This is a genomic window from Variovorax sp. 10N420, from assembly GCF_056394705.1.
In genome coordinates this window covers 138,148-157,863 of sequence record NZ_JBFTIJ010000003.1, presented here as the reverse complement: position 1 = coordinate 157,863, position 19,716 = coordinate 138,148, and the positions used below count along the sequence as shown (strand labels likewise).

20 protein-coding genes are annotated in these 19,716 nt (G+C 63.2%); 12 read left to right on the top strand and 8 right to left on the bottom strand.

The features are described 5' to 3' along the window. Positions 1-73: 73 nt before the first annotated feature. Positions 74-1,843 carry a sigma-70 family RNA polymerase sigma factor gene (locus AC1DEK_RS08820; protein ID WP_478124847.1) on the top strand — a complete coding sequence of 590 codons (1,770 nt, stop codon included), beginning with the start codon at positions 74-76 and terminating at the stop codon, positions 1,841-1,843. A gap of 22 nt (positions 1,844-1,865) precedes the next feature. Here the strand turns inward: AC1DEK_RS08820 and AC1DEK_RS08815 are convergent, their stop codons facing one another. From AC1DEK_RS08815 to AC1DEK_RS08800, 4 genes are read right to left on the bottom strand one after another with little or no spacing between them, the layout of a single operon-like run. After that, entirely contained in the window at positions 1,866-2,645 is a 780-nt protein-coding gene (locus AC1DEK_RS08815; RefSeq protein WP_478124846.1) for an enoyl-CoA hydratase, read from the bottom strand. Between the two features lie 49 nt (positions 2,646-2,694). Further along, entirely contained in the window at positions 2,695-4,488 is a 1,794-nt protein-coding gene (locus AC1DEK_RS08810) for a M61 family metallopeptidase (protein WP_478124845.1), read from the bottom strand. Continuing rightward, positions 4,488-5,222, bottom strand: coding sequence for a DsbC family protein (locus AC1DEK_RS08805; RefSeq protein ID WP_478124844.1), 735 nt, complete (start codon positions 5,220-5,222; stop codon positions 4,488-4,490). Before AC1DEK_RS08805 ends, AC1DEK_RS08810 begins: the two co-directional genes overlap by 1 nt. 16 nt (positions 5,223-5,238) lie before the next feature. Then, positions 5,239-6,381: an FAD-dependent monooxygenase gene (locus tag AC1DEK_RS08800; protein ID WP_478124843.1), complete on the bottom strand. Its 1,143-nt coding sequence runs from the start codon at positions 6,379-6,381 to the stop codon at positions 5,239-5,241. 82 nt (positions 6,382-6,463) lie between these two features. Here AC1DEK_RS08800 and AC1DEK_RS08795 point away from each other — a divergent pair, with 82 nt between their 5' ends. From AC1DEK_RS08795 to AC1DEK_RS08785, 3 genes are all read left to right on the top strand, one after another. Next, positions 6,464-7,345, top strand: coding sequence for an MOSC domain-containing protein (locus tag AC1DEK_RS08795; RefSeq protein WP_478124842.1), 882 nt, complete (start codon positions 6,464-6,466; stop codon positions 7,343-7,345). 82 nt (positions 7,346-7,427) lie between these two features. Beyond that, positions 7,428-8,519, top strand: a complete 1,092-nt coding sequence (ychF, locus tag AC1DEK_RS08790) for a redox-regulated ATPase YchF (protein ID WP_478124841.1) — start codon at positions 7,428-7,430, stop codon at positions 8,517-8,519. Positions 8,520-8,543: 24 nt separating this feature from the next. After that, a complete protein-coding gene (locus tag AC1DEK_RS08785) occupies positions 8,544-9,218 on the top strand; it encodes a glutathione S-transferase (protein WP_478124840.1) in 675 nt (224 codons plus the stop codon). Between the two features lie 8 nt (positions 9,219-9,226). On the opposite strand, the gene AC1DEK_RS08780 is transcribed toward AC1DEK_RS08785, so the two are convergent. Further along, the gene (locus tag AC1DEK_RS08780) at positions 9,227-9,697 is read right to left on the bottom strand and encodes a YqaA family protein (protein ID WP_478124839.1); all 471 of its coding nucleotides are present in this window, start codon (positions 9,695-9,697) and stop codon (positions 9,227-9,229) included. A 179-nt stretch (positions 9,698-9,876) separates the two neighbouring features. On the opposite strand from AC1DEK_RS08780, the gene dusB reads away from it, so the two are divergent. From dusB to purH, 3 genes are read left to right on the top strand one after another with little or no spacing between them, the layout of a single operon-like run. After that, on the top strand, positions 9,877-10,926 hold the full coding sequence (dusB, locus tag AC1DEK_RS08775; protein ID WP_478124838.1) for a tRNA dihydrouridine synthase DusB: 1,050 nt from the start codon (positions 9,877-9,879) through the stop codon (positions 10,924-10,926). A 35-nt stretch (positions 10,927-10,961) separates the two neighbouring features. After that, positions 10,962-11,198 (top strand): Fis family transcriptional regulator, encoded by a 237-nt coding sequence (locus tag AC1DEK_RS08770; RefSeq protein WP_093205644.1) that lies wholly within the window; start codon positions 10,962-10,964, stop codon positions 11,196-11,198. Positions 11,199-11,204: 6 nt separating this feature from the next. After that, positions 11,205-12,776 (top strand): bifunctional phosphoribosylaminoimidazolecarboxamide formyltransferase/IMP cyclohydrolase, encoded by a 1,572-nt coding sequence (purH, locus tag AC1DEK_RS08765; protein WP_478124837.1) that lies wholly within the window; start codon positions 11,205-11,207, stop codon positions 12,774-12,776. Between the two features lies 1 nt (position 12,777). Here the strand turns inward: purH and AC1DEK_RS08760 are convergent, their stop codons facing one another. The 3 genes from AC1DEK_RS08760 to thiD all read right to left on the bottom strand — a co-directional run bounded on the left by AC1DEK_RS08760 (position 12,778) and on the right by thiD (position 15,600). Then, positions 12,778-13,251 carry a hypothetical protein gene (locus AC1DEK_RS08760; RefSeq protein WP_478124836.1) on the bottom strand — a complete coding sequence of 158 codons (474 nt, stop codon included), beginning with the start codon at positions 13,249-13,251 and terminating at the stop codon, positions 12,778-12,780. 4 nt (positions 13,252-13,255) lie between these two features. Further along, positions 13,256-14,542 carry a glutamate-1-semialdehyde 2,1-aminomutase gene (hemL, locus tag AC1DEK_RS08755; RefSeq protein WP_478124835.1) on the bottom strand — a complete coding sequence of 429 codons (1,287 nt, stop codon included), beginning with the start codon at positions 14,540-14,542 and terminating at the stop codon, positions 13,256-13,258. Between the two features lie 137 nt (positions 14,543-14,679). Then, positions 14,680-15,600: a bifunctional hydroxymethylpyrimidine kinase/phosphomethylpyrimidine kinase gene (thiD, locus tag AC1DEK_RS08750; RefSeq protein ID WP_478124834.1), complete on the bottom strand. Its 921-nt coding sequence runs from the start codon at positions 15,598-15,600 to the stop codon at positions 14,680-14,682. Positions 15,601-15,747: 147 nt separating this feature from the next. On the opposite strand from thiD, the gene AC1DEK_RS08745 reads away from it, so the two are divergent. The 5 genes from AC1DEK_RS08745 (at position 15,748) to AC1DEK_RS08725 (ending at position 19,709) form a co-directional block, all read left to right on the top strand. Continuing rightward, entirely contained in the window at positions 15,748-15,918 is a 171-nt protein-coding gene (locus AC1DEK_RS08745) for a rubredoxin (protein ID WP_007838397.1), read from the top strand. 84 nt (positions 15,919-16,002) lie between these two features. Continuing rightward, positions 16,003-16,398: a response regulator gene (locus AC1DEK_RS08740; protein ID WP_478124833.1), complete on the top strand. Its 396-nt coding sequence runs from the start codon at positions 16,003-16,005 to the stop codon at positions 16,396-16,398. Continuing rightward, complete coding sequence (locus AC1DEK_RS08735; protein ID WP_478124832.1) at positions 16,399-16,764, top strand: response regulator; 366 nt, start codon at positions 16,399-16,401, stop codon at positions 16,762-16,764. It abuts the gene before it with no gap. Positions 16,765-16,789: 25 nt separating this feature from the next. Then, positions 16,790-17,335, top strand: a complete 546-nt coding sequence (locus tag AC1DEK_RS08730) for a chemotaxis protein CheW (protein ID WP_478124831.1) — start codon at positions 16,790-16,792, stop codon at positions 17,333-17,335. A gap of 205 nt (positions 17,336-17,540) precedes the next feature. Beyond that, positions 17,541-19,709: a methyl-accepting chemotaxis protein gene (locus AC1DEK_RS08725; protein WP_478125275.1), complete on the top strand. Its 2,169-nt coding sequence runs from the start codon at positions 17,541-17,543 to the stop codon at positions 19,707-19,709. Positions 19,710-19,716 lie beyond the last annotated feature (7 nt).

Genomic DNA, 19,716 nt, shown 5'->3' with positions numbered 1-19,716 from the left:
TCGATGGGGATGCGGACTCTTTCGGCGAGCGCACGACAGCCTCGCGAGTTCAACGTGAGGTAAAAATCAGCGGATGCTTGCGCCCGACGCGATTTCCGTTTCCCTTGAAGCCCTGCCAGACGATCAACTGACGCTTGCCTATGTGGGCGGCGACACGTCGGCCTTCGACTTGCTTTACGCACGACATGAAAGCGCGTTGTATCGGTTCGTCCGGCGCCTGTTGGGCATTCGGCTCGCGCCTGAGGCGGACGAGGTGTTCCAGGAGACCTGGACGCGCATCATCTCCGAGCGCGAGAGTTTTTCGCCGCAAGGCATCGCTTGGCGCACCTGGGCCTTCACCGTCGCGCACACCCTTGCCATCGAGCGGCTGCGGATCAGTGGTCACGAGGTCGCCTTCTATGCGCACGACGAAGACGGCGACGGACTGGAGGCGGCTCGGCTGTTCAGCCGTGGACTGCTGCAAGGCGGCAGCGAGTCTGCCGATGCCTCTTCCCCTTCAATGGAAGAGCTTGCGTTCTGGCGCGCGGCAGGCCGCCGGCTGCTGGCCTGCCTGAACGAACTGCCCGAGGACCAGCGTGCCGCCTTCCTGTTGCGCCATGAGGCCGGCTTTACGTTGGAAGTGCTGGAGACCACGCTCGACGTCGACATCGAAACGGTCAGAAGCCGGCTGCGCTTCGGCCTGAAGAAGCTTCGTGCTTGCATGGAACGGTACCTCTCGGTTGTCGACGCTGATGCCGACGAGGGAGCAGACGATCTGCACGATCGTCAGGTGTGGCGGGCGCTTGAACACGCGCCGGACCACAGCGTCGTGCCCGACTGGCGGCTGCGCAAGGGCATCCTGAGGAGGGCCTACGATGCCGTGGGTGCGCTGGATCCTGAAGAGGCCGAGGCTGAGCTCGAACGTGCGGCGCATTCCGGATGGGGAAGTGTGTTCGTCCAAAGGGGCAGAGGCAAAGGCTCACGCCTGCTTCGAAGCGCGGCTGTCGTTGCGGTGCTGCTTGCCGTCGTCGCATTGTTCTTCTTGCAGCGCGACCCCGTTCCGATTCCGCGTCCTGTCAATGAAGCACGGGTGGTTGCACCGACGCCGCAGGCCGAGCAGCAGTCAAACACGCTTCCCCTTTCAGGTGACATCGGATCAGTCAACCACTCCGCGCCGCTTGCTGAACTCGCCCAGCCGGCGGAGCCAGCGTCAGCGCCAGTAAGCATCGCCCCTCAGCCGACGCCTCGACCAGAGCCGCCGCGCCCAGCCACCGCGGAAAATCAGCGAGCCGGAAGCCCGCTCCCTCCGACCAAGCCTGCGCCGGTGCCGCCGTCGAACACCGTCGCGCGGCTGGTTTTGCCAGATTCGCCACCCGGCACGCCCCCGAAGGGAGCTGAAACATCCGCGCCAAGGCCCGCCGATGCCCCACCGCCGCCCGCAGCCCCTGCGGCGAGCCGCCCGTCGTCTTCATCGGTCCGAACCGAGGCGACCGATCCTCCTACCTTCGCGGCCCTCTCACAATGGAGTCGGATCACGATCAGCCGGCGCGGCGGAGAGTCTCACAGTTTCTCGCGTGAAGAGGCACGCGACCTGAATGCCCTGCTTGGATCCGCCGCCATATCGGCGGTCGGCGCTCAGACACTGAAAGCAGCGCCCGAGTGGCGGGTGTCGCTGGAGCGCAAGGGCGAAGTGCTCGCCGTCTTCGAAATCGCGGGCTCGCAGGTGCGTTGGCGCGAGGGGAAGACGCCGCCGGCGACGGGAATGCCTTCCAGTCCGTCGCTGTCCGCGTTGCGGGACGCGCTCAGCCATGCCGTTCAGCAGCCAGAGGCATCGGCAGCGCCTGAGTCGCCGCAGACGCCCTGAGTGCGCACACCGATGCTTGATGCTACTGATGCTTGAAATCAGGAGCGCGCTTGTTCAGGAACGCATCCATGCCTTCCTTCTGATCCGCCGTTGCGAACAGCGCATGGAACAACCGCCGTTCAAACATCACACCATCTGACAAGCCGCTTTCGAAAGCGCGGTTGACCGACTCCTTGGCGGCCATCACGGCAATCTGCGAATAGCCTGCGATCACCAGGGCAGCACCAAGGGCTTCCTCGGCGAGTTTGTCGACGGGAACGACGCGGCTCACCAGCCCGGCGCGCTCCGCTTCGGCCGCATCCATCATTCGGGCCGTGAGCGCCATGTCCATGGCCTTGGATTTGCCGACCGCGCGTGGCAGCCGCTGCGTGCCGCCCGCGCCGGGGATCACGCCGATCTTGATTTCGGGTTGCCCGAACTTCGCGTTATCGGCCGCGATGATGAAGTCGCACATCATTGCCAGTTCGCAACCGCCGCCAAGCGCAAAACCCGCGACCGCAGCGATCACCGGCTTGCGAATCTGCCGGATGATTTCCCAGTTGCGTGTGATGAAGTCGCCTTTGTAGGCATCCAGGAAGGTGTACTTGGCCATGGCGGAGATGTCCGCACCGGCCGCGAATGCGCGCTCACTGCCGGTGACGATGATGCAGCCTATGGCGGAATTCGCGTCGAAGTCCTTCAGTGCCTGACCCAGCTCGGTCATCAACGCGTCGTTGAGCGCGTTCAGTGCCTTGGGGCGGTTGAGCGTGATGATGCCGACCTTTTCGGCTTCGACCCGCACTTCGATGTTCTCGTAGTTCATGCGTATCTCCTTTGTTTGAACAGTCCGCAGGCGGCGACAGGCCGTAAGCCTAGGCGCGACTCAGCCAGCCGGAAAGCTTGACGGAATCCTGCGCGAAAAGGCGCCACGTCGTCACGCCCGTGGGCATTGTGAGCGGCAGGCGCAGCAAGCGGCGATCACGTGCCACGAGCGCTGTCAGCTTCCTGGCCGTGCCCAGGTACAGGGCAAGATCGTCGAGGCGAGCGAGCCGCCATGCCTGAGCCGGCCGCCCCTTGCTCGCCGGCAATTCGATCCCGATCCATTCGTCGTTGGCCGAAAAGCCCGCTTGCTCGGCCGCGCCGCCGCGCAGCACGGTCTTGACTTGCACGCTGCCGTTCGACTCGGCCACTCTCAGGCCGAGTTCCTGCGCGCGTTGGGCCGGGTCGTCGAGCGTGGCCACGCCGTGCGCCCGCAGCAAATCGGACAAGGGCAATTCGTCCGTCGAATGGACCCAGCTTGCGATTTCCGTAGCAAATGATCGGCCGCCGACCGCTTCGAGCGCGGCGGCGAAGTCGTCTTCATCGATGGGGCCGCCATCGCTGTTCTTCCACAGCAGACGCATGGCCTGGTCGAGCGTGCCCTTGCCTTCGGAGCGAAGCGTGAGGTCGAAGCACAGCGCGACCAGCGCGCCCTTCGTGTAGTAGCTCACGGTGGTGTTGGCTGTCTGCTCGTCCTGTCGGTAGTACTTGACCCACGCATCGAAGCTCGCCTCCGCCACCGACTGAACGACCCGCCCCGGCGTCTGGAGCACCTGGTTGATCGTCTTGTTGAGCAGCTTGAGATAGCTCGCGTCGTCGATGCGACCGGCGCGGCGCAGCAGCAGGTCGTCGTAGTAGCTGGTGAAACCTTCGAAGAGCCACAGCAGGCGCGTGTAGTTTTCGTGCGCGTAGTCATAGCGCGAGAACTCGGCCGGCCGCATGCGCTTCACGTTCCAGGTGTGGAAGTACTCATGGCTGATCAGGCCGAGCAGCGTGGTGTAGCCATCGGGCTGCTTGCGGGCCCCGACTTGCGGCAAGTCGCGGCGCGTGCAGATGAGGGCTGTCGAGTGTCGGTGCTCAAGGCCTCCATAGCCGTCGTCCACCGCGTTGAGCATGAATACGTAGCGGTTATGCGGCGGCTTCGGTCCGTTTCGTTTGCCGACCTTGTCGCCATGCCAGAAGCGCATCTGCGTCTCGCAGATCGCCTGGGCGTCGGCCAGCAGCCGCTCGCCGTCGAAGGAAGCCGGCGCGCCAGCGACGACGAAGCGATGCGGTACGCCGCAGGCTTCGAATTCGGCACTCCAGAACGCGCCCATTTCGACCGGGCTGTCGGCCAGTTCGTCGTAGCCGGATGCGAGATAGTTGCCGAAGCCATGGCGATCGATCCGCTGGGGCTTCAGCGCCGTGGCGCACGACCAGCGAGCGCCGTCCTTCGGCGTCGCGGGCGCAACCAAGTCGATCCCGTGTGGCACCTCGGTCAGGCCCTCGACCCTCAGGCAGAGGCTGGTGCCGTTGAAGAACCCGCGATCGGCATCGAGCCATGCCGTGCGCACGGAGTTGTCGTAGGCGCAGACCTCATAGCGCAGCTCCAGAGCCTTTTCGGGCACGCATTCAATCTGCCAGCTGCATTTGTCGATCTGGTGCGTCGCAAGCTTGCGCCGCCCCTGCGTGGCCCGCAGGTTCTGCAGGTTCTTCGAGAATTCGCGCACCAGGTAGCTGCCCGGAATCCAGACCGGCAAGTCGACGCGCTGCAGCGCGGCCGGCTTGTCGATCGTCAATGTGACGCTGAACAGATGCGCGTTCCGATCCGCGCACTCCACGCGGTAGTGGATGGCCGGCGAAGCCATCAATTGAGAGCGGCAAGTTGCTTTTCGACCTGCGCGGCCGGGATGGCACCCGGTGCACGCGTGCCGTCGCTGAAGATGAGCGTCGGCGTGCCGGTGATGTTGTATTTCTGGCCGAACTCGCGATTGCGCGTGAGTGCCGCGGTGTCGCATTCGCCGGCGTCAGGTGTCACGCCGCGTTGCATCCAGTCGTTCCAGGCCTTGGCCTTGTCCTTGGCGCACCAGATGTTGCGTGCCTTGACGACCGAATCCGGACCCAGCACCGGGTACAGGAAGAGTTGGATGGTGACGTTGTCGACCTTGGTCATGTCGCGCTCGAACTGCTTGCAATAGCCGCAATTCGGGTCCGCGAACACGGCCAGCCTGCGCTTTCCGTTGCCGCGCACGATCTTGATGGCGTCCTTCATCGGCAGCTTGTCGAAAGCGACTTCGCTGAGCTTTTCGACCCGCTCTTCGGTGAGGTTCCTGCGTTGCTTCACATCGATGAGATTGCCCTGCAGCAGGTAATTGCCCTGCTCGTCGGTATAGAAGATCTCGAAGCCGTTGACGCGCACTTCATAGAGGCCCGGAACCGGCGACTTGGTGACTTCGTCGATCTTGGCGAACTGCGGAATGCGCTCTGCCAGGTTCTTGCGGATTTCGGCTTCCCCGGCGGAGGCCGTCAACGCGTGGCCCAAGGCAAGGAAGGCCATTGCCGAGAGGAGAGGACGAAGAAGAGGGCGCGCGAGTGGTTTCATGAGGGTGTTCCGACGTTCATTGCAGGCCCATGGCCTGACGTGCGATCCAGTTCTTGACGAGCCGTGTGCGGTCGAACCCGCGCATGCCCCAGTTACGCAGCGCCGGTAAGGGATCGGCGCTGTGGGCGAAGAGTTGTTGAAGTCCGTCCGTGGCGAGGCTCATCGACAGCACGTCGGTGCGGCGCGAACGTTCGTAGCGGCGCAACAGCCGTGCGTCTCCGACGCCGCGCCAATAGTCGCGCGTCTTGATCACTTCCGCCAGCGCGGCCACGTCGGCAAGGCCGAGATTCAGGCCCTGGCCCGCGAGCGGATGCACGGTGTGCGCTGCATCGCCGGCAAGCGCCCAGGCCGACCCATCGCCGAGCCGCCCCGTCCATCGGTCGGCGATGGCGCGTTGCAAGGGCCAAGCGGCGCGTTGGCTGGTGAGTGTGAGCGCACCGAGCGAGTCATGAGTGGCTTCGCGCAGGGCCGCGCTGAATTCGTCCTCTCCCTGGGCGAGTAGAGTGGGCGCTCTCAGTTGGTCGACCGACCATACCAGCGCCAGCGAGCGGTCAAAGGCGTGCGCGTCTGCGGCGCGGTTCGCATCCGCGAGCGGCAGCAGCGCCAGCACTTCGCCCTTGTCGTTGAACCACTGGCGTGCAATGCCGTCGTGCGGCCTGTCGGCTTCGAGCCGTGCTGCGATCGCGTGTTGGGGATAGCGCGTGACTTCGTAGCTCACCCCGAGCGTTTCGCGAGTGGCGCTTGCGCGCCCTTCGCATACCACGGTGAGGGACGCCGGCACCGGCTCCGTCACGACTTCGATGCGGGGCTGAAAGCGCACTGCATCGCTCAATTGCTGTTCGAGCGCCGGGACGTCGACGATCCATGCCAGGGCGTCGACCTTCTGGCGCGCCGCGCTGAACTGAACGCGGCCGCCTTCGTCACCGTAGACGAGCATCTCGCGTACCGGCATGGAATGCGCCGCGTCGGGCCAGGCCCGCAGGGACTCGAGCAGGGTCTTCGAAGCCGTGTTGAGCGCATAGGCGCGCACGTCTTCCGTGGCTGGCGCAGCGGCAGGCGCTACCAGCGCCACGCGCACGCGCTCGCGGGCCAGCAGCAACGCCAGTGTGCGGCCGACGATGCCGGCGCCGCGAATGCAAACTTCGGGAGGAAGAGCCATCGCGGCATTGTAGGAGGAGCCTTTGCCAGTGCCGCTGTGCGGGAGAATCGCGGCTCTTGACCATGGACCCAAGGAACCGCCCGTGAATATCTCCGACTTTGATCTCCAGGCCAGAATCGCGCGCCTCTTCGTCTATCCGGTGAAATCGTGCGCTGGCGTGGAGGTCACGGAAGCGCTCGTCATCGAAACAGGGCTTGAGTTCGATCGCGCCTGGATGGTTGTCGACGAGGCAGGCGAATTCGTGACGCAGCGCGAATTGCCGCGCATGGCGCTGATCAGGCCGCAACTCAGGCACACCGAAATGGTGCTGCGGGCGCCTGGCATGCTGGCCTTGCACATTGCCTTCGATCGCGTCGAAGCGCCGACGCGCGTGCGTGTCTGGAAGGACAAGATCGCCGCCTACGACATGGGCGATCTCGCTGCGCAATGGTTCAGCGACTTCCTCTCGGAACCAGGCCAACCGCGAAAGCTGCGCATGGTCCGTTTCGATCCGGAGCAACGGAGGCTGTCGAGCCTCGACTGGACGGACGGTATCGAGGCCCTCAACCAGTTCGCCGACGGTTATCCCTTGCTCGTGATCAGCGAAGGATCGCTTGCCGAACTGAACGCAAGACTCGCGGCCGCGGGCCATGCCCCGGTGGGCATCGAGCGCTTCCGGCCCAATCTGGTGCTCGCGGGTACCGAGGCGCATGACGAAGACCGCGTCGATGCAATGCATGTCATCACGGGCGAAGGCGAGGTCAACCTCCGGCCTGTCAAGCCGTGCACACGCTGCTCGATTCCCGACATCGATACCGAAACAGGCGTGAGCAGCCCCGAGGTGAGCGACGCGCTGCGGACGTATCGCGCCGACGCGCGCGTGAACGGCGCCATCACCTTTGGCATGAACGCAATCGTGTTGCAGGGCGTTGAGCACACCTTGCGGGTCGGGCAGCCCGTGGGCGCCAATCTCCGCTTCGAATGAGGACGGGCGCGGGCGTTCGGCTCGCTAAAGGCGGCGCGCCTAAAATCGCCGATTCCCCCAAAGATTTCTGAAAGCCCCCGCCATGAGTCTCCAGTGCGGCATCGTCGGCCTGCCCAACGTCGGCAAGTCCACCCTCTTCAACGCGTTGACCAAGGCAGGCATCGCGGCTGAAAACTATCCCTTCTGCACGATCGAGCCGAACGTCGGCGTGGTCGAGGTACCAGACCCGCGGCTCGCCGAATTGGCGGAGATCGTGAAGCCCGAGCGCATCGTGCCGGCCATCGTCGAGTTCGTCGACATTGCGGGGCTTGTCGCGGGCGCAAGCCAGGGCGAAGGACTTGGCAACCAGTTCCTCGCCCACATCCGCGAAACCGACGCGATCGTGAACGTCGTGCGCTGCTTTGAAGACGACAACGTGATTCACGTCGCCGGCAAGGTCGACCCCATCTCCGATATCGAGGTGATCCAGACCGAACTGTGCCTGGCGGACCTGTCGACCGTCGAGAAAGCCTTGCACCGCCACACCAAGACCGCGCGCTCGGGCGACAAGGAGGCGATCAAGCTCGTCGCGCTGCTCGAAAAATGCCAGGCCGCGCTGAACGAGAACAAGCCGGTTCGTGCCGTCGAATTCAGCAAGGAAGACAAGCCGCTGATCAAGCAGTTCTCGCTGATCACGGCCAAGCCTGCGATGTTTGTCGGCAACGTCGCCGAAGATGGCTTCGAGAACAACCCGTTCCTGGATCGCCTGCGCGAATATGCGGCAGCGCAGAATGCGCCGGTCGTTGCCATCTGCGCCAAGATCGAGGCCGAACTCGCGGACATGGACGATGAAGATCGCAAGATGTTCCTTGCCGAGATCGGCCAAGAAGAGCCGGGCCTGAATCGCCTCATCCGCGCGGCTTATACGTTGCTCGGATTGCAGACTTACTTCACCGCTGGCGTGAAGGAAGTGCGAGCCTGGACCATCCACATCGGCGACACGGGCCCACAGGCGGCCGGCGTGATCCACACCGATTTCGAGAAGGGATACATCCGGGCCCAGACGATTTCCTTCAACGACTTTATTGCGTGCAAGGGTGAACAGGGCGCCAAGGACGCGGGCAAGATGCGCGCGGAAGGCAAGGAATACGTGGTCAAGGATGGCGACGTGATGAATTTCCTGTTCAGTTCCTGAAGCCTGCGCAGCATCAAGGCATTCATGATCACGGTCCATCACCTCAACAACTCGCGCTCGCAGCGCGTCCTCTGGTTGCTGGAAGAGCTGGCGCTTCCTTACGACATCGTGCATTACCAGCGCGACACTGAGACGATGCTCGCACCGCCGTCGCTGCGCGCAGTGCATCCGTTGGGGAAGTCGCCGGTGGTGACGACCGACGATGGGTTGACGCTCGCTGAATCGGGAGCCATCGTCGAAACCTTGATCGAGCGCTATGGCAACGGCAAGCTCGCTCCGGCCGCTGGCTCGCCTGAAGCCGTGCGCTATCGCTATTGGCTTCACTATGCAGAAGGTTCGGCCATGCCGCCGCTTCTGCTCAAGCTGATGTTCGACAGGGTCGAGAAATCCAGGATGCCCTTCTTCGCGAAGCCGATCGCAAAGGCCATCGCCCAAAAGGCCAAGACGGCGTTCATCATGCCGAACATCAAGAGCCATCTGGACTTCATGGAAGGTGAGCTCGGCAGGAGCGAATGGTTTGCAGGCGACGCGTTCACTGGAGCCGATATCCAGATGAGTTTTCCGGCGGAAGCCGCCGCCGTGCGCGGCGGGCTCAATGGCTCGCGACCCAGGCTGATGTCCTATCTCGAGCGCATTCATGCGCGGCCGGCCTATCAACGCGCGCTGGAGCGCGGTGGTCCGTACGGGCTCTTGAGCTGATCACGGCCTCAGCTCGGCCACATGTGCAGCAGCGCGACGGTCATTGTGATGTAGCGCGCGAACTTGCCAATGGCCATGTAGCCGAGGCAAGGCCAGAAGGGCAGCTTGAGCCAGCCGGCGACTGCGCAAAGGGGATCGCCGACGATCGGTAGCCAGCTCAGCAGGCACGCTTTCGGCCCGAGGCGTTCCAGCCAACCGAGCACGCGCAGATGGTGTTTCGAGTGCGAATATTTGTCGGCAACCTTGTGCGCGCCATAGCCCATCCACCAGTCGACGCCGCCGCCCAAGGTATTGCCGAGCGTCGCAATGAAGATCGCCGGCCAGAACAGTTCGGGGTTGAGCTTGAGTAGCCCGAACAGCACCGGTTCCGACCCGACGGGCAGCAATGTCGCTGATACGAAAGCGGCGATGAATACCGTGCTCAACCCATATTGAGGAAGCGCCAGGAGCGCCATGAGTGAGTCGAGCCAGTCTTGCATGTGCGCTGCAGTATAGAAAGCCGCAGACACAACGGCGTGTAGGTGCAAGTATGGATGCCAGGTGTTGCAGACACGCCATCTGGCCCCGGTCAAGGTGCAAATCGTTTCAGCCGGCACACCGCGCGGCCGCTACAATCGTGCCTCATTTTTCAGCAGCCCAGCGCGCGCGACTTCTCCCAATGACCTTGCACATCGGCAACATCGCGCTGGAAAACCGCCTGTTCGTCGCGCCCATGGCGGGCGTCACCGATCGGCCGTTTCGCATGCTGTGCCGCGAGCTCGGCGCAGGCTATGCAGTCAGCGAGATGGTCACGTCGCGCAAGGAACTGTGGGGCACTCTCAAGACCTCGCGCCGTGCAAATCACGATGGCGAGCCCGGCCCGATCTCGGTGCAGATCGCCGGCACCGACGCGGACATGATGTTCGAGGCCGCGCAATACAACATTGACCGTGGCGCACAGATCATCGACATCAACATGGGTTGCCCTGCCAAGAAGGTGTGCAACAAGTGGGCCGGTTCGGCGTTGATGCGCGACGAGCCGCTGGCGCTCGAGATTGCCGAAGCCGTGGTCAAGGCTGCTGCACCGCACAACGTCCCTGTCACGCTCAAGATGCGCACCGGATGGAGCGACGATCGTCGCAACGCGGTGACGCTGGCGCGGCGATTCGAGCAGGCCGGCGTGAAGATGCTCACCGTTCATGGGCGCACGCGCGAGCAGGGTTACAAGGGACATGCGGAGTACGACACGATCGCGGCGGTCAAGGCAGCGGTGTGCATTCCGGTCGTTGCCAACGGCGACATCACCTCACCGGAGAAGGCACGCGACGTGCTTGCCGCCACCGGCGCCGATGCGGTGATGGTCGGCAGGGCCGCGCAAGGTCGGCCCTGGATCTTTCGCGAGATCGCGCATTTTCTGGAAACGGGAACGCACCTTGCGCCGCCGCTGATCGCGGAGGTAAGGCGCCTGATGCTCGAGCATCTCCAACAGCACTACGCCCTCTACGGCGACTACAGCGGCGTTCGCACGGCGCGCAAGCACATCGGCTGGTATGTGCGTGCGCTTCCGGGCGGCGAGGAATTCCGCGGTGCGATGAACGCCATCGAAGATTGCGACGCGCAGCTGCGCGCGGTGGCCGGATTCTTCGACACGTTGGCAACCCGAATGGATCGCATCCCGCTTGCCGCGCTCGAGCCCTCGGACGAGCAGGTGGTCGACGCGCTGGCGTGAAGCAGGCAAGAACAAGAGGAGAAGAAGAGAAGGCCATGAGCAAGAAACACATTGAAGACTGTGTACGAACCAGTCTGGACAGCTATTTCCGAGATCTGCGAGGCACCGAGCCCGACGGCATGTACGACATGCTGGTTCGTGTCGTCGAAAAGCCGTTGCTCGATGTCGTGATGACACGCGCAGAGGGCAATCAATCAAAGGCCGCGCAATGGCTCGGCCTGAACCGCAACACGCTGCGCAAGAAGCTGGTCGAACACAAACTGCTGAAGTAACTCCTGATGAACGCACTGATTTCCGTTTCCGACAAGACCGGCATCCTCGAATTCGCCCAGGCGCTGCACGCGCTTGGCATCAAGCTGCTGTCGACCGGCGGCACCGCCAAGCTTCTGGCCGATGCCGGCCTTCCGGTCACGGAAGTGGCCGAGCTGACGGGCTTTCCCGAGATGCTCGACGGTCGCGTGAAGACCCTGCACCCGAAGGTGCATGGCGGCCTGCTCGCGCGTCGCGACCTGCCCGCGCACATGGCGGCCCTGAAGGAACACGGCATCGACACCATCGACCTGCTGGTGGTCAATCTATATCCGTTCGAAGCCACGGTAGCCAAGCCGGGTTGCACGCTGGAAGACGCGATCGAGAACATCGACATCGGCGGCCCGGCAATGGTGCGCAGCGCTGCCAAGAATTGGAAGGACGTCGGTGTGTTGACCGATGCATCGCAGTATCCGCGCGCACTGGCGGAGCTCAAGGCCGACGGCAAGCTCAGCGACAAGACCAAGTTCGCGTTTTCGGTCGCGGCCTTCAATCGCATCAGCCAATACGACGGGGCGATCAGCGACTATCTTTCGCGGATCCAGGAAGACGGCAATCACGCGTTGTTTCCGGCGCAAAGCAATGGCCGCTTCGTCAAGCTGCAGGATCTGCGCTATGGAGAGAATCCTCACCAGCAGGCCGCGTTCTACCGTGACCTGTATCCGGCACCGGGTTCGCTGGTCACGGCCACGCAGTTGCGAGGCAAGGAGCTCAGCTACAACAACATCGCCGACGCCGATGCCGCCTGGGAATGCGTGAAGAGTTTCGACACGCCCGCGTGCGTGATCGTCAAGCACGCCAATCCTTGCGGGGTCGCAACGGGCAACGATGTCCTGGAGGCCTACAGCAAGGCCTTCAAGACCGATCCCACGTCGGCCTTCGGCGGCATCATCGCCTTCAATCGCCCCTTGGACAGAGCGACCGCCGAGGCTGTCAGCAAGCAGTTCGTCGAAGTGTTGATGGCGCCGGGCTACGCGCCCGAAGCACTCGAAGTGTTCAAGAGCAAGGTCAATGTGCGCATCCTGCAGATCGCGCTGCCGCCTGGTGGCAAGACGGACTGGGACAACGGCCGCAACGCAGTGGACGTGAAGCGCATCGGCTCGGGGCTCTTGATGCAGACCGCCGACAACCGCGAACTGTCCATTGACGAACTCAAGATCGTGAGCAAGAAGCAGCCTACGCCGGAGCAGATGCAGGATCTCTTGTTCGCATGGAAGGTCGCAAAGTTCGTGAAGAGCAATGCGATCGTGTTCTGTGCACAGGGCATGACCATGGGTGTCGGGGCGGGGCAGATGAGCCGGCTCGACTCCGCGCGCATCGCGAGCATCAAGGCGCAGCATGCGGGTCTTTCGCTGTCGGGCACCGCGGTTGCAAGCGACGCCTTCTTCCCGTTCCGCGACGGACTCGACGTGGTCGTCGATGCGGGCGCCACCTCGGTCATCCAGCCCGGTGGCTCGATGCGCGATCAGGAAGTGATCGATGCCGCCAATGAGCGCGGCGTCGTGATGGTGCTCTCAGGCGTGCGTCACTTCAGGCACTGAGCTAGTCCTGGGCGGCGCCGAAGCGGTATTTCAGCTGAAAGCTGATTCCGCCGTAGAGCCGGTCCTTGATGCTGGGGATGATCGCCACGTTCAGACCCCAGTTTCGACCTTCGATCGCGGCAGTGGGAATCACCGCCGCGAACCACCCGCCGTTATTGGTCTTCGGGTAGCCATCAAAGCCGCCCACCACGGCACCGAGCTTCACGCCGTGGAATTCGAACGGCATGATGTACAGCCCCGCGTAGTGCGAGCGCTCGCGGTCGCTGTTGCGGAACAAGCCCGCGGTCAACGAATACGTTTCGTTGATCGGCCATTCGATTCCGACGCCTGGGTTTGCATCCTCCAGATCCTTGTTGCGATCGAAGTGCAGTGTGTAGAAGCCCGGATTGATCCAGACTTTGCCAAGATCCAACTCGGCACAGGCCAGGCCGGGCATGAGCAAGCTCGCGCCTGCAATCAGCGACAGCAGCTTCATGCGGCTACAGCGCCGCAAAAATCTGGCGTGCGGACTCGATGGTCTGCGCGATATCGGCGTCGCTGTGCGCAGCGCTCACGAAGCCTGCCTCGTAGAGCGCTGGCGCGATGTACACGCCGCGGTCGAGCAAGCCGTGGAACAGGCTGTTGAACCTGGCGCCATCGCTCTTCATCACGGCGGTGTAGTTCTGCGGGAGCGCATCGAGCAGGAAGAAGCCGAACATCCCGCCTTCGCTGTCGGCGCTGAACGGAACTCCTTCAGCGGCCGCCGCAGCCTTCAGTCCGTCGACAAGCGTGCGCGTCTTCTGCGACAACGCATCGAAGAAACCGGGCTTGGCCACTTCTCTCAACGTCGCGAGCCCGCAGGCCGTTGCCACAGGGTTGCCCGATAGCGTGCCGGCCTGGTACACCGGCCCGAGCGGCGCGAGCTGTTCCATGATCGCGCGAGGTCCGCCGAATGCAGCCAGCGGCATGCCGCCGCCGATGACCTTGCCCAGCACCGTGAGGTCGGGCGTGATCCCCAGCACGCCTTGCGCGCCGCGAGGGCCGACGCGAAAGCCCGTCATGACCTCGTCGAAGACCAGCAGGGCGCCGTTCTGAGTGCAAAGCTCACGGCATCGTTTCGCGAAAGCGGCGCTTGCGCGAACAAAGTTCATGTTGCCTGCGATGGCTTCGATCATCAGGCAGGCGATCTCGTGGCCGTGCAGCGCAAAGGCTTCCTCGAGCTGAGCGAGATTGTTGTATTCGAGCACCAGCGTGTGTTGCACGACTTCGGGCGGCACGCCGGCAGAAGTCGGATTGCCGAAAGTCGCCAGCCCCGAACCCGCCTTGACCAGCAGCGCGTCAGCATGGCCGTGATAGCAGCCTTCGAACTTGATGATGTATTTGCGGCCCGTGGCTCCGCGTGCGAGACGAAGCGCGCTCATCGCCGCTTCGGTCCCCGAGCTCACGAGGCGCACCATTTCCATGGACGGCACCAGCGCAAGGATGGCTTCGGCAAGTTCGATCTCGCGCTCCGTCGGCGCACCGAACGAAAAACCTTCGGTCACCGCGCGCTGTACAGCGTCGACCACGGTCGGATGCCCGTGCCCCAGAATCATCGGCCCCCAAGAGCCGATGTAGTCGATATAGCGCTTGTCGTCCGCATCCCAAAAATAAGCGCCCTGTGCTCGCTTGACGAAGCGCGGCGTCCCCCCGACTGCCCTGAACGCCCGCACCGGCGAATTCACGCCCCCCGGAATGACCGCGCGAGCGCGCTCAAAAAGAATCTCGTTCTGATCAGAATGTGCCATCCCCCAAGTATCTTCCAAGCGAACCAGCGAGCACCAGAAACACCGCGGAACCGGCTCCGCCGGGCCGCTGGTGTTGCCCCCGGTCAGGGGGAAGGCGAAGCGACACGCAGTGCGCGCAGCCTGGGGGCGAGCAACAGCTAGTGCCGAGTGTCGTGCGGCGGCAGCGCAAAGTCCGACGGAGAGGCTGGGTCGGCGTCCTCTTCTTCATCTTCAGGCTGCGCCCAGAAGAGGCGATCCGGAAGCACGTGGCCCATTCCCGGACGAAAGCCGGCGTCCAGACAGCGATCCATGTAGCTCAGCGCCTCGCTTGCGGCGGCGACGAGGTCCGTCCCGCTGGCGAGCAGTGCCGAGAGAGCGGCCGACAGCGTATCGCCCGCGCCTGCGAACACGGCATCGAGTCGCTCGTACTTCTCGCTCGCCAGAACCGATTGCGGCGACGCCAGCACGTTGTCGATGAACTGTTCGGGCAGGACCAGTCCGGTGACCAAGGTGTACGGAACCCCGAATTCACCCGCCGCCTTTGCCACGTCGCGGGCCGTGGGCGGCCGCTCCCCGCTCCACTCGGGCAGCAGCCAGCGCCAAAGAGTGCTGTGATTGCCGACGAGGACCGTCGTCTGCGGCAGCACCAGTTCGCGGAACGCATCGAGGTAGGCGTCGATCTGGTCGTCTTGCCACCACGAAAGGTTCGGCATGTAGGCGACGACAGGAACCTCCGGATAGTCCGTCGCCGTCTCGGCGACTGTGCTCAGGTTTTCCGGAGAGCCCACGAAGCCGATCTTGATCAGTTGCACTTCCACGTCTTCGAGGATCGATCGCGCCTGTTCGGCCACGGCTTCCTCGTCGAAAGCGAAGTGATCGAATATTTCGGCTGTGTCGCGCGCGTAGGCTCCGGTCACGACCGGCAGCATGTGGGCGCCGACGGAAGCCATCGCCACCGCGTCCGCGCCAAGGCCGCCGGCACCGCTTGGGTCGCTGGCATTGAAAACCAGCACGCAAGGCGGATTCAAATCGCTCTCTTCCGCGGCTTCATCGTTCGAGGGGTCGGTAAGATCGCTCACTTTGATCGTGCTCTGTTGGTAATGGGGAAGTCTTCATACTCAGGCAGGGCTCACCGGGATGGTGGCATATCTGAGACGCTTGTCACGAGTTTCTCGATACGTTTGGATACGATCGTTGCATTTGATGAACAGGGACCTTAAGCTGCGATGAATACGAAAACCTGGATGTGCCTGATTTGTGGGTGGATCTACGACGAAGCGGTCGGAGTACCAGAAGATGGTATTGCGGCCGGTACGGCGTGGGCAGATGTCCCGATGAACTGGACCTGCCCCGAGTGTGGGGCCCGCAAGGAAGACTTTGAAATGGTTGAGATCTAGAAGCATGGCATAGGGCCGCGCTTCCTGTGTTCCTTGTGGGAGCGCAGCGGTCTTCAAAGGTGTCAAAGAGGAGCGGTGCCAACAATGAGCGCGACTGGATCTGGTTACAAGGTGCTTGTCATCGACGACAGCAACACCATTCGGCGCAGCGCCGAGATCTTCCTCAAACAAGGCGGCCACGAAGTCCTCCTCGCGGAGGACGGCTTCGACGCTCTCTCCAAGGTGAATGACCACAAACCCCACCTGATCTTTTGCGACATCCTGATGCCACGCCTGGACGGCTATCAGACTTGCGCCATCATCAAGCGCAACTCGCATTTCTCGAATGTCCCTGTCGTGATGCTGTCTTCCAAGGATGGCGTCTTTGACAAGGCGCGTGGTCGGATGGTCGGCTCACAGGACTATCTCACCAAACCCTTCACAAAAGACCAACTGCTTCACGCCGTGCAGCAGTTCGGTATCGTTCAGGAAGCGCAGTAAATGCCCATTCGCAAAGTGCTCGTCGTCGACGATTCGAAGACCGAGCTGGTATTTCTTTCAGACCTTCTTCAGAAGAATGGCTTCTCGGTGAAGACGGCCGAAAACGCGGACGATGCCATGCGTCGCCTCGAAGAGGAGCAACCGGATCTGATCCTGATGGACGTTGTCATGCCGGGCCAGAACGGCTTCCAGCTCACCCGCGCGATTGCTCGCAACCCGCAATACGCGTCGGTTCCGATCATCATGTGCACCAGCAAGAACCAGGAAACCGACCGTCTCTGGGGCATGCGCCAAGGTGCAAGGGACTACATCGTCAAACCGGTCAATCCGGCTGAGTTGATCGCGAAGATCAGCGCGCTGGCCTGATTCCCGCAAGCGTTTCAACCATTCCATGGCCAACCGCGACGCTCTTCGCGCATTTCAGTCCCGGCTCGCCGGCCGTCTCCAGGCGGCGCGTACGTCAGGCGTCTCCGCATCGTGGCTTGCGGTCGAAGCGGGCGACGCAAATTACCTGTTTCCGCTCGGGCATGCGGGCGAGATTTTTCCGTGGACGTCTCCCGAGCCGGTGCCCTATACCGAGCCCTGGTTCCTCGGCGTGGCCAACCTCCGTGGTGGGCTGTTCGGTGTCATCCAGCTTTCTGCCTTCGTTTCGGGCGCAAACGCTGCCCCGGTCGCTGCCCCCGTCGCCAACGATGGCGCGCGCCCCCAGTCGCGGCTCGTCGCACTCAATGAAATGCTTGAAGTCAACTGCGCGTTGCTTATCGATCGGCTGGTTGGCTTGCGCGGTGTCGATGCTTTTGTTGCATCGCAAGCGCCGGAGGCGGACGGCCCGGCTTGGCTGGGCCATTCATATACAGACGCCGCTGGAGCGCGCTGGCAGGAAATCAACCTGCAAGCGCTCTCCCAGCAACCTCAATTTTTGAGCATAGGCGCCTGAGCGCTGCGCCCAGTACCGAATACAACCTGAAGGAACGACCGTGAGCTCGATCGCCGACAAGTTCAAGAAATTCCTGCCTGTCGCCGGCGGCGACGTCCGCATGGGGGCCGACAACGGCGCCACCCTGGCGCTCGACGGCATTGACACGATGCAGCCCCAGGACGAAAAAACGATGCTGATCCACAGGGACACGCCAGCGCCCGAAATGACCACGCACTCATCCGACGCCGAAACCACCGCGACACCCGCTGAAGATCCGGCGCCGCCGGTCGAAGCGACGCCGGACGTTGCCGCTGCGAGCCCCACGCGAACCGAGCGCTCGAGGCGCACCCAGCGTTCGAATCCCGCCCGGCAGCAGCGGATTCTCGCGTTGGCACTGGCCGCCGTGGTGCTGTTGCTGCTGCTGGTTGCCGGCTCCGCCATCCTGCGCGCCGAACGGCTTGCGCAACAGGTGGCCGCCACCGGCCAATCGCTCATGCAATCGCAGCGGCTGGCCAAATCCGTCTCCCAGGCCCTCGTGGGCAACGTGGCTGCCTTCGCCGAAGTGAAGGACAGCTCGGATGACCTGACGCGCCGCGTACAAGGTCTCGCAAACGGCGACGACGCGATCAAGCTCGAGCGCGTCGGCAGTCAGTACGACGCCGAACTGGGCAAGATCACGCCGCTGGTCGAGCGGGCGGACAAGAGCGCCAAGGCCGTGTTGGCTCAGCAGCAGATCCTGACGCAGGTCGGCAACGCCTTGCGTGACATCAATCGCCAGTCTTCGGATCTTCTGGAAATGGCTGAAACCGTGGCCTCGCTCAAGATGCAGCAGAACGCCACGTTGCCCGAGATTTCCGCTGCAGGCCAGCTTGTGATGCTGACGCAGCGCATCGGCAAGTCGGCCAACGAATTCCTCACTGTCGAAGGCGTGAGCCCCGATGCCGTGTTCCTGCTCGGCAAGGACCTGAACTCCTTCCAGGAAATCTCGCGGGGCTTGCTTGACGGAAGCGCGCAGCAACGCCTGCCTGGTACGCGCGACCCGCAGACGCGTCAGCAGCTCGAAGCCATCTTGAAAACGTACGAACAGACTCGCACGCAAGCCAGCGCGATTCTGGGCAATCTGCAAGGCCTGGTCGCCGCTCGCGAAGCGCAAGCGGCCATCCTTGCAGACAGCGAACCCCTTCGCACTTCGCTTGGCGACCTGCAGGACAAGCTCTCGGCACGCACCGGCCTTGGCGCGGGTACCGTCGTCATGCTGTTCGTGCTGTCGCTGGCCGCACTGGCCCTCGCGGGCGCAATCGGTTTCGTGCAGGTTCGCGAAGGCCGCGAACGTGCCGCCGCAGCCGAGCGCGACCGGCTCGAAGCCGAACGTGCGAGCGAAGATGCCACCCGCGTCAATGCGGCGAACCAGGCGGCGATCTTGCGTCTCATGAACGAACTGCAGACGGTTGCCGAGGGCGACCTCACGCAGGAAGCCACGGTGACCGAGGACATCACCGGCGCCATCGCCGATTCGGTGAACTACACGGTGGAAGAACTTCGCTTGCTCGTTGGCAACGTTCAGAACACGGCCACACGCGTGGCGCAAACGACCTCGCAGGTTGAAAGCACGTCGACCGAACTGCTTGCCGCCTCAACAGAACAGCTGCGCGAGATTCGCGAAACGGGCCAGTCGGTGCTCACGATGGCCGAGCGGATCAACGGAGTGTCTTCACAAGCGCAGGAATCGGCCACGGTGGCGCGCCAGTCGCTGCAAGCCGCTTCGTCGGGCTTGCAGGCCGTGCAGAACGCAATTGGCGGCATGAACTCGATTCGCGACCAGATCCAGGAAACCTCCAAGCGGATCAAGCGCCTGGGCGAATCGTCGCAAGAGATCGGCGAAATCACCGAGCTGATCTCAGACATTACTGAGCAGACGAACGTGCTGGCGCTCAACGCAGCCATCCAGGCGGCTTCCGCCGGCGAAGCGGGCCGCGGCTTCTCGGTGGTTGCCGAAGAAGTGCAGCGACTGGCTGAACGTTCCGCTGACGCCACGCGCCAGATCTCGGCGCTCGTGAAGGCGATTCAGACCGACACACAGGATGCGGTCGGCGCCATGGAGCGCTCCACGCAGGGTGTGGTCGAAGGGGCCAAGCTTTCCGACAATGCGGGTACCGCGTTGTCCGAGATCGACCGTGTGTCGCGCCGCCTTGCGGATCTGATCGAGCAGATTTCGCAATCGGCCTCGCGCGAAGCTGATTCCGCCAATGTCGTGGCTGCCAACATCCAGCACATCTTTGCCGTGACCGAGCAGACCGGTGAAGGCACTCGCACCACTGCACAGCAGGTCCGCGAGCTTTCGCACATGGCTGAGGAGTTGCGCCAGTCCGTGTCTCGTTTCAAGATTTCGTAAAAACGCA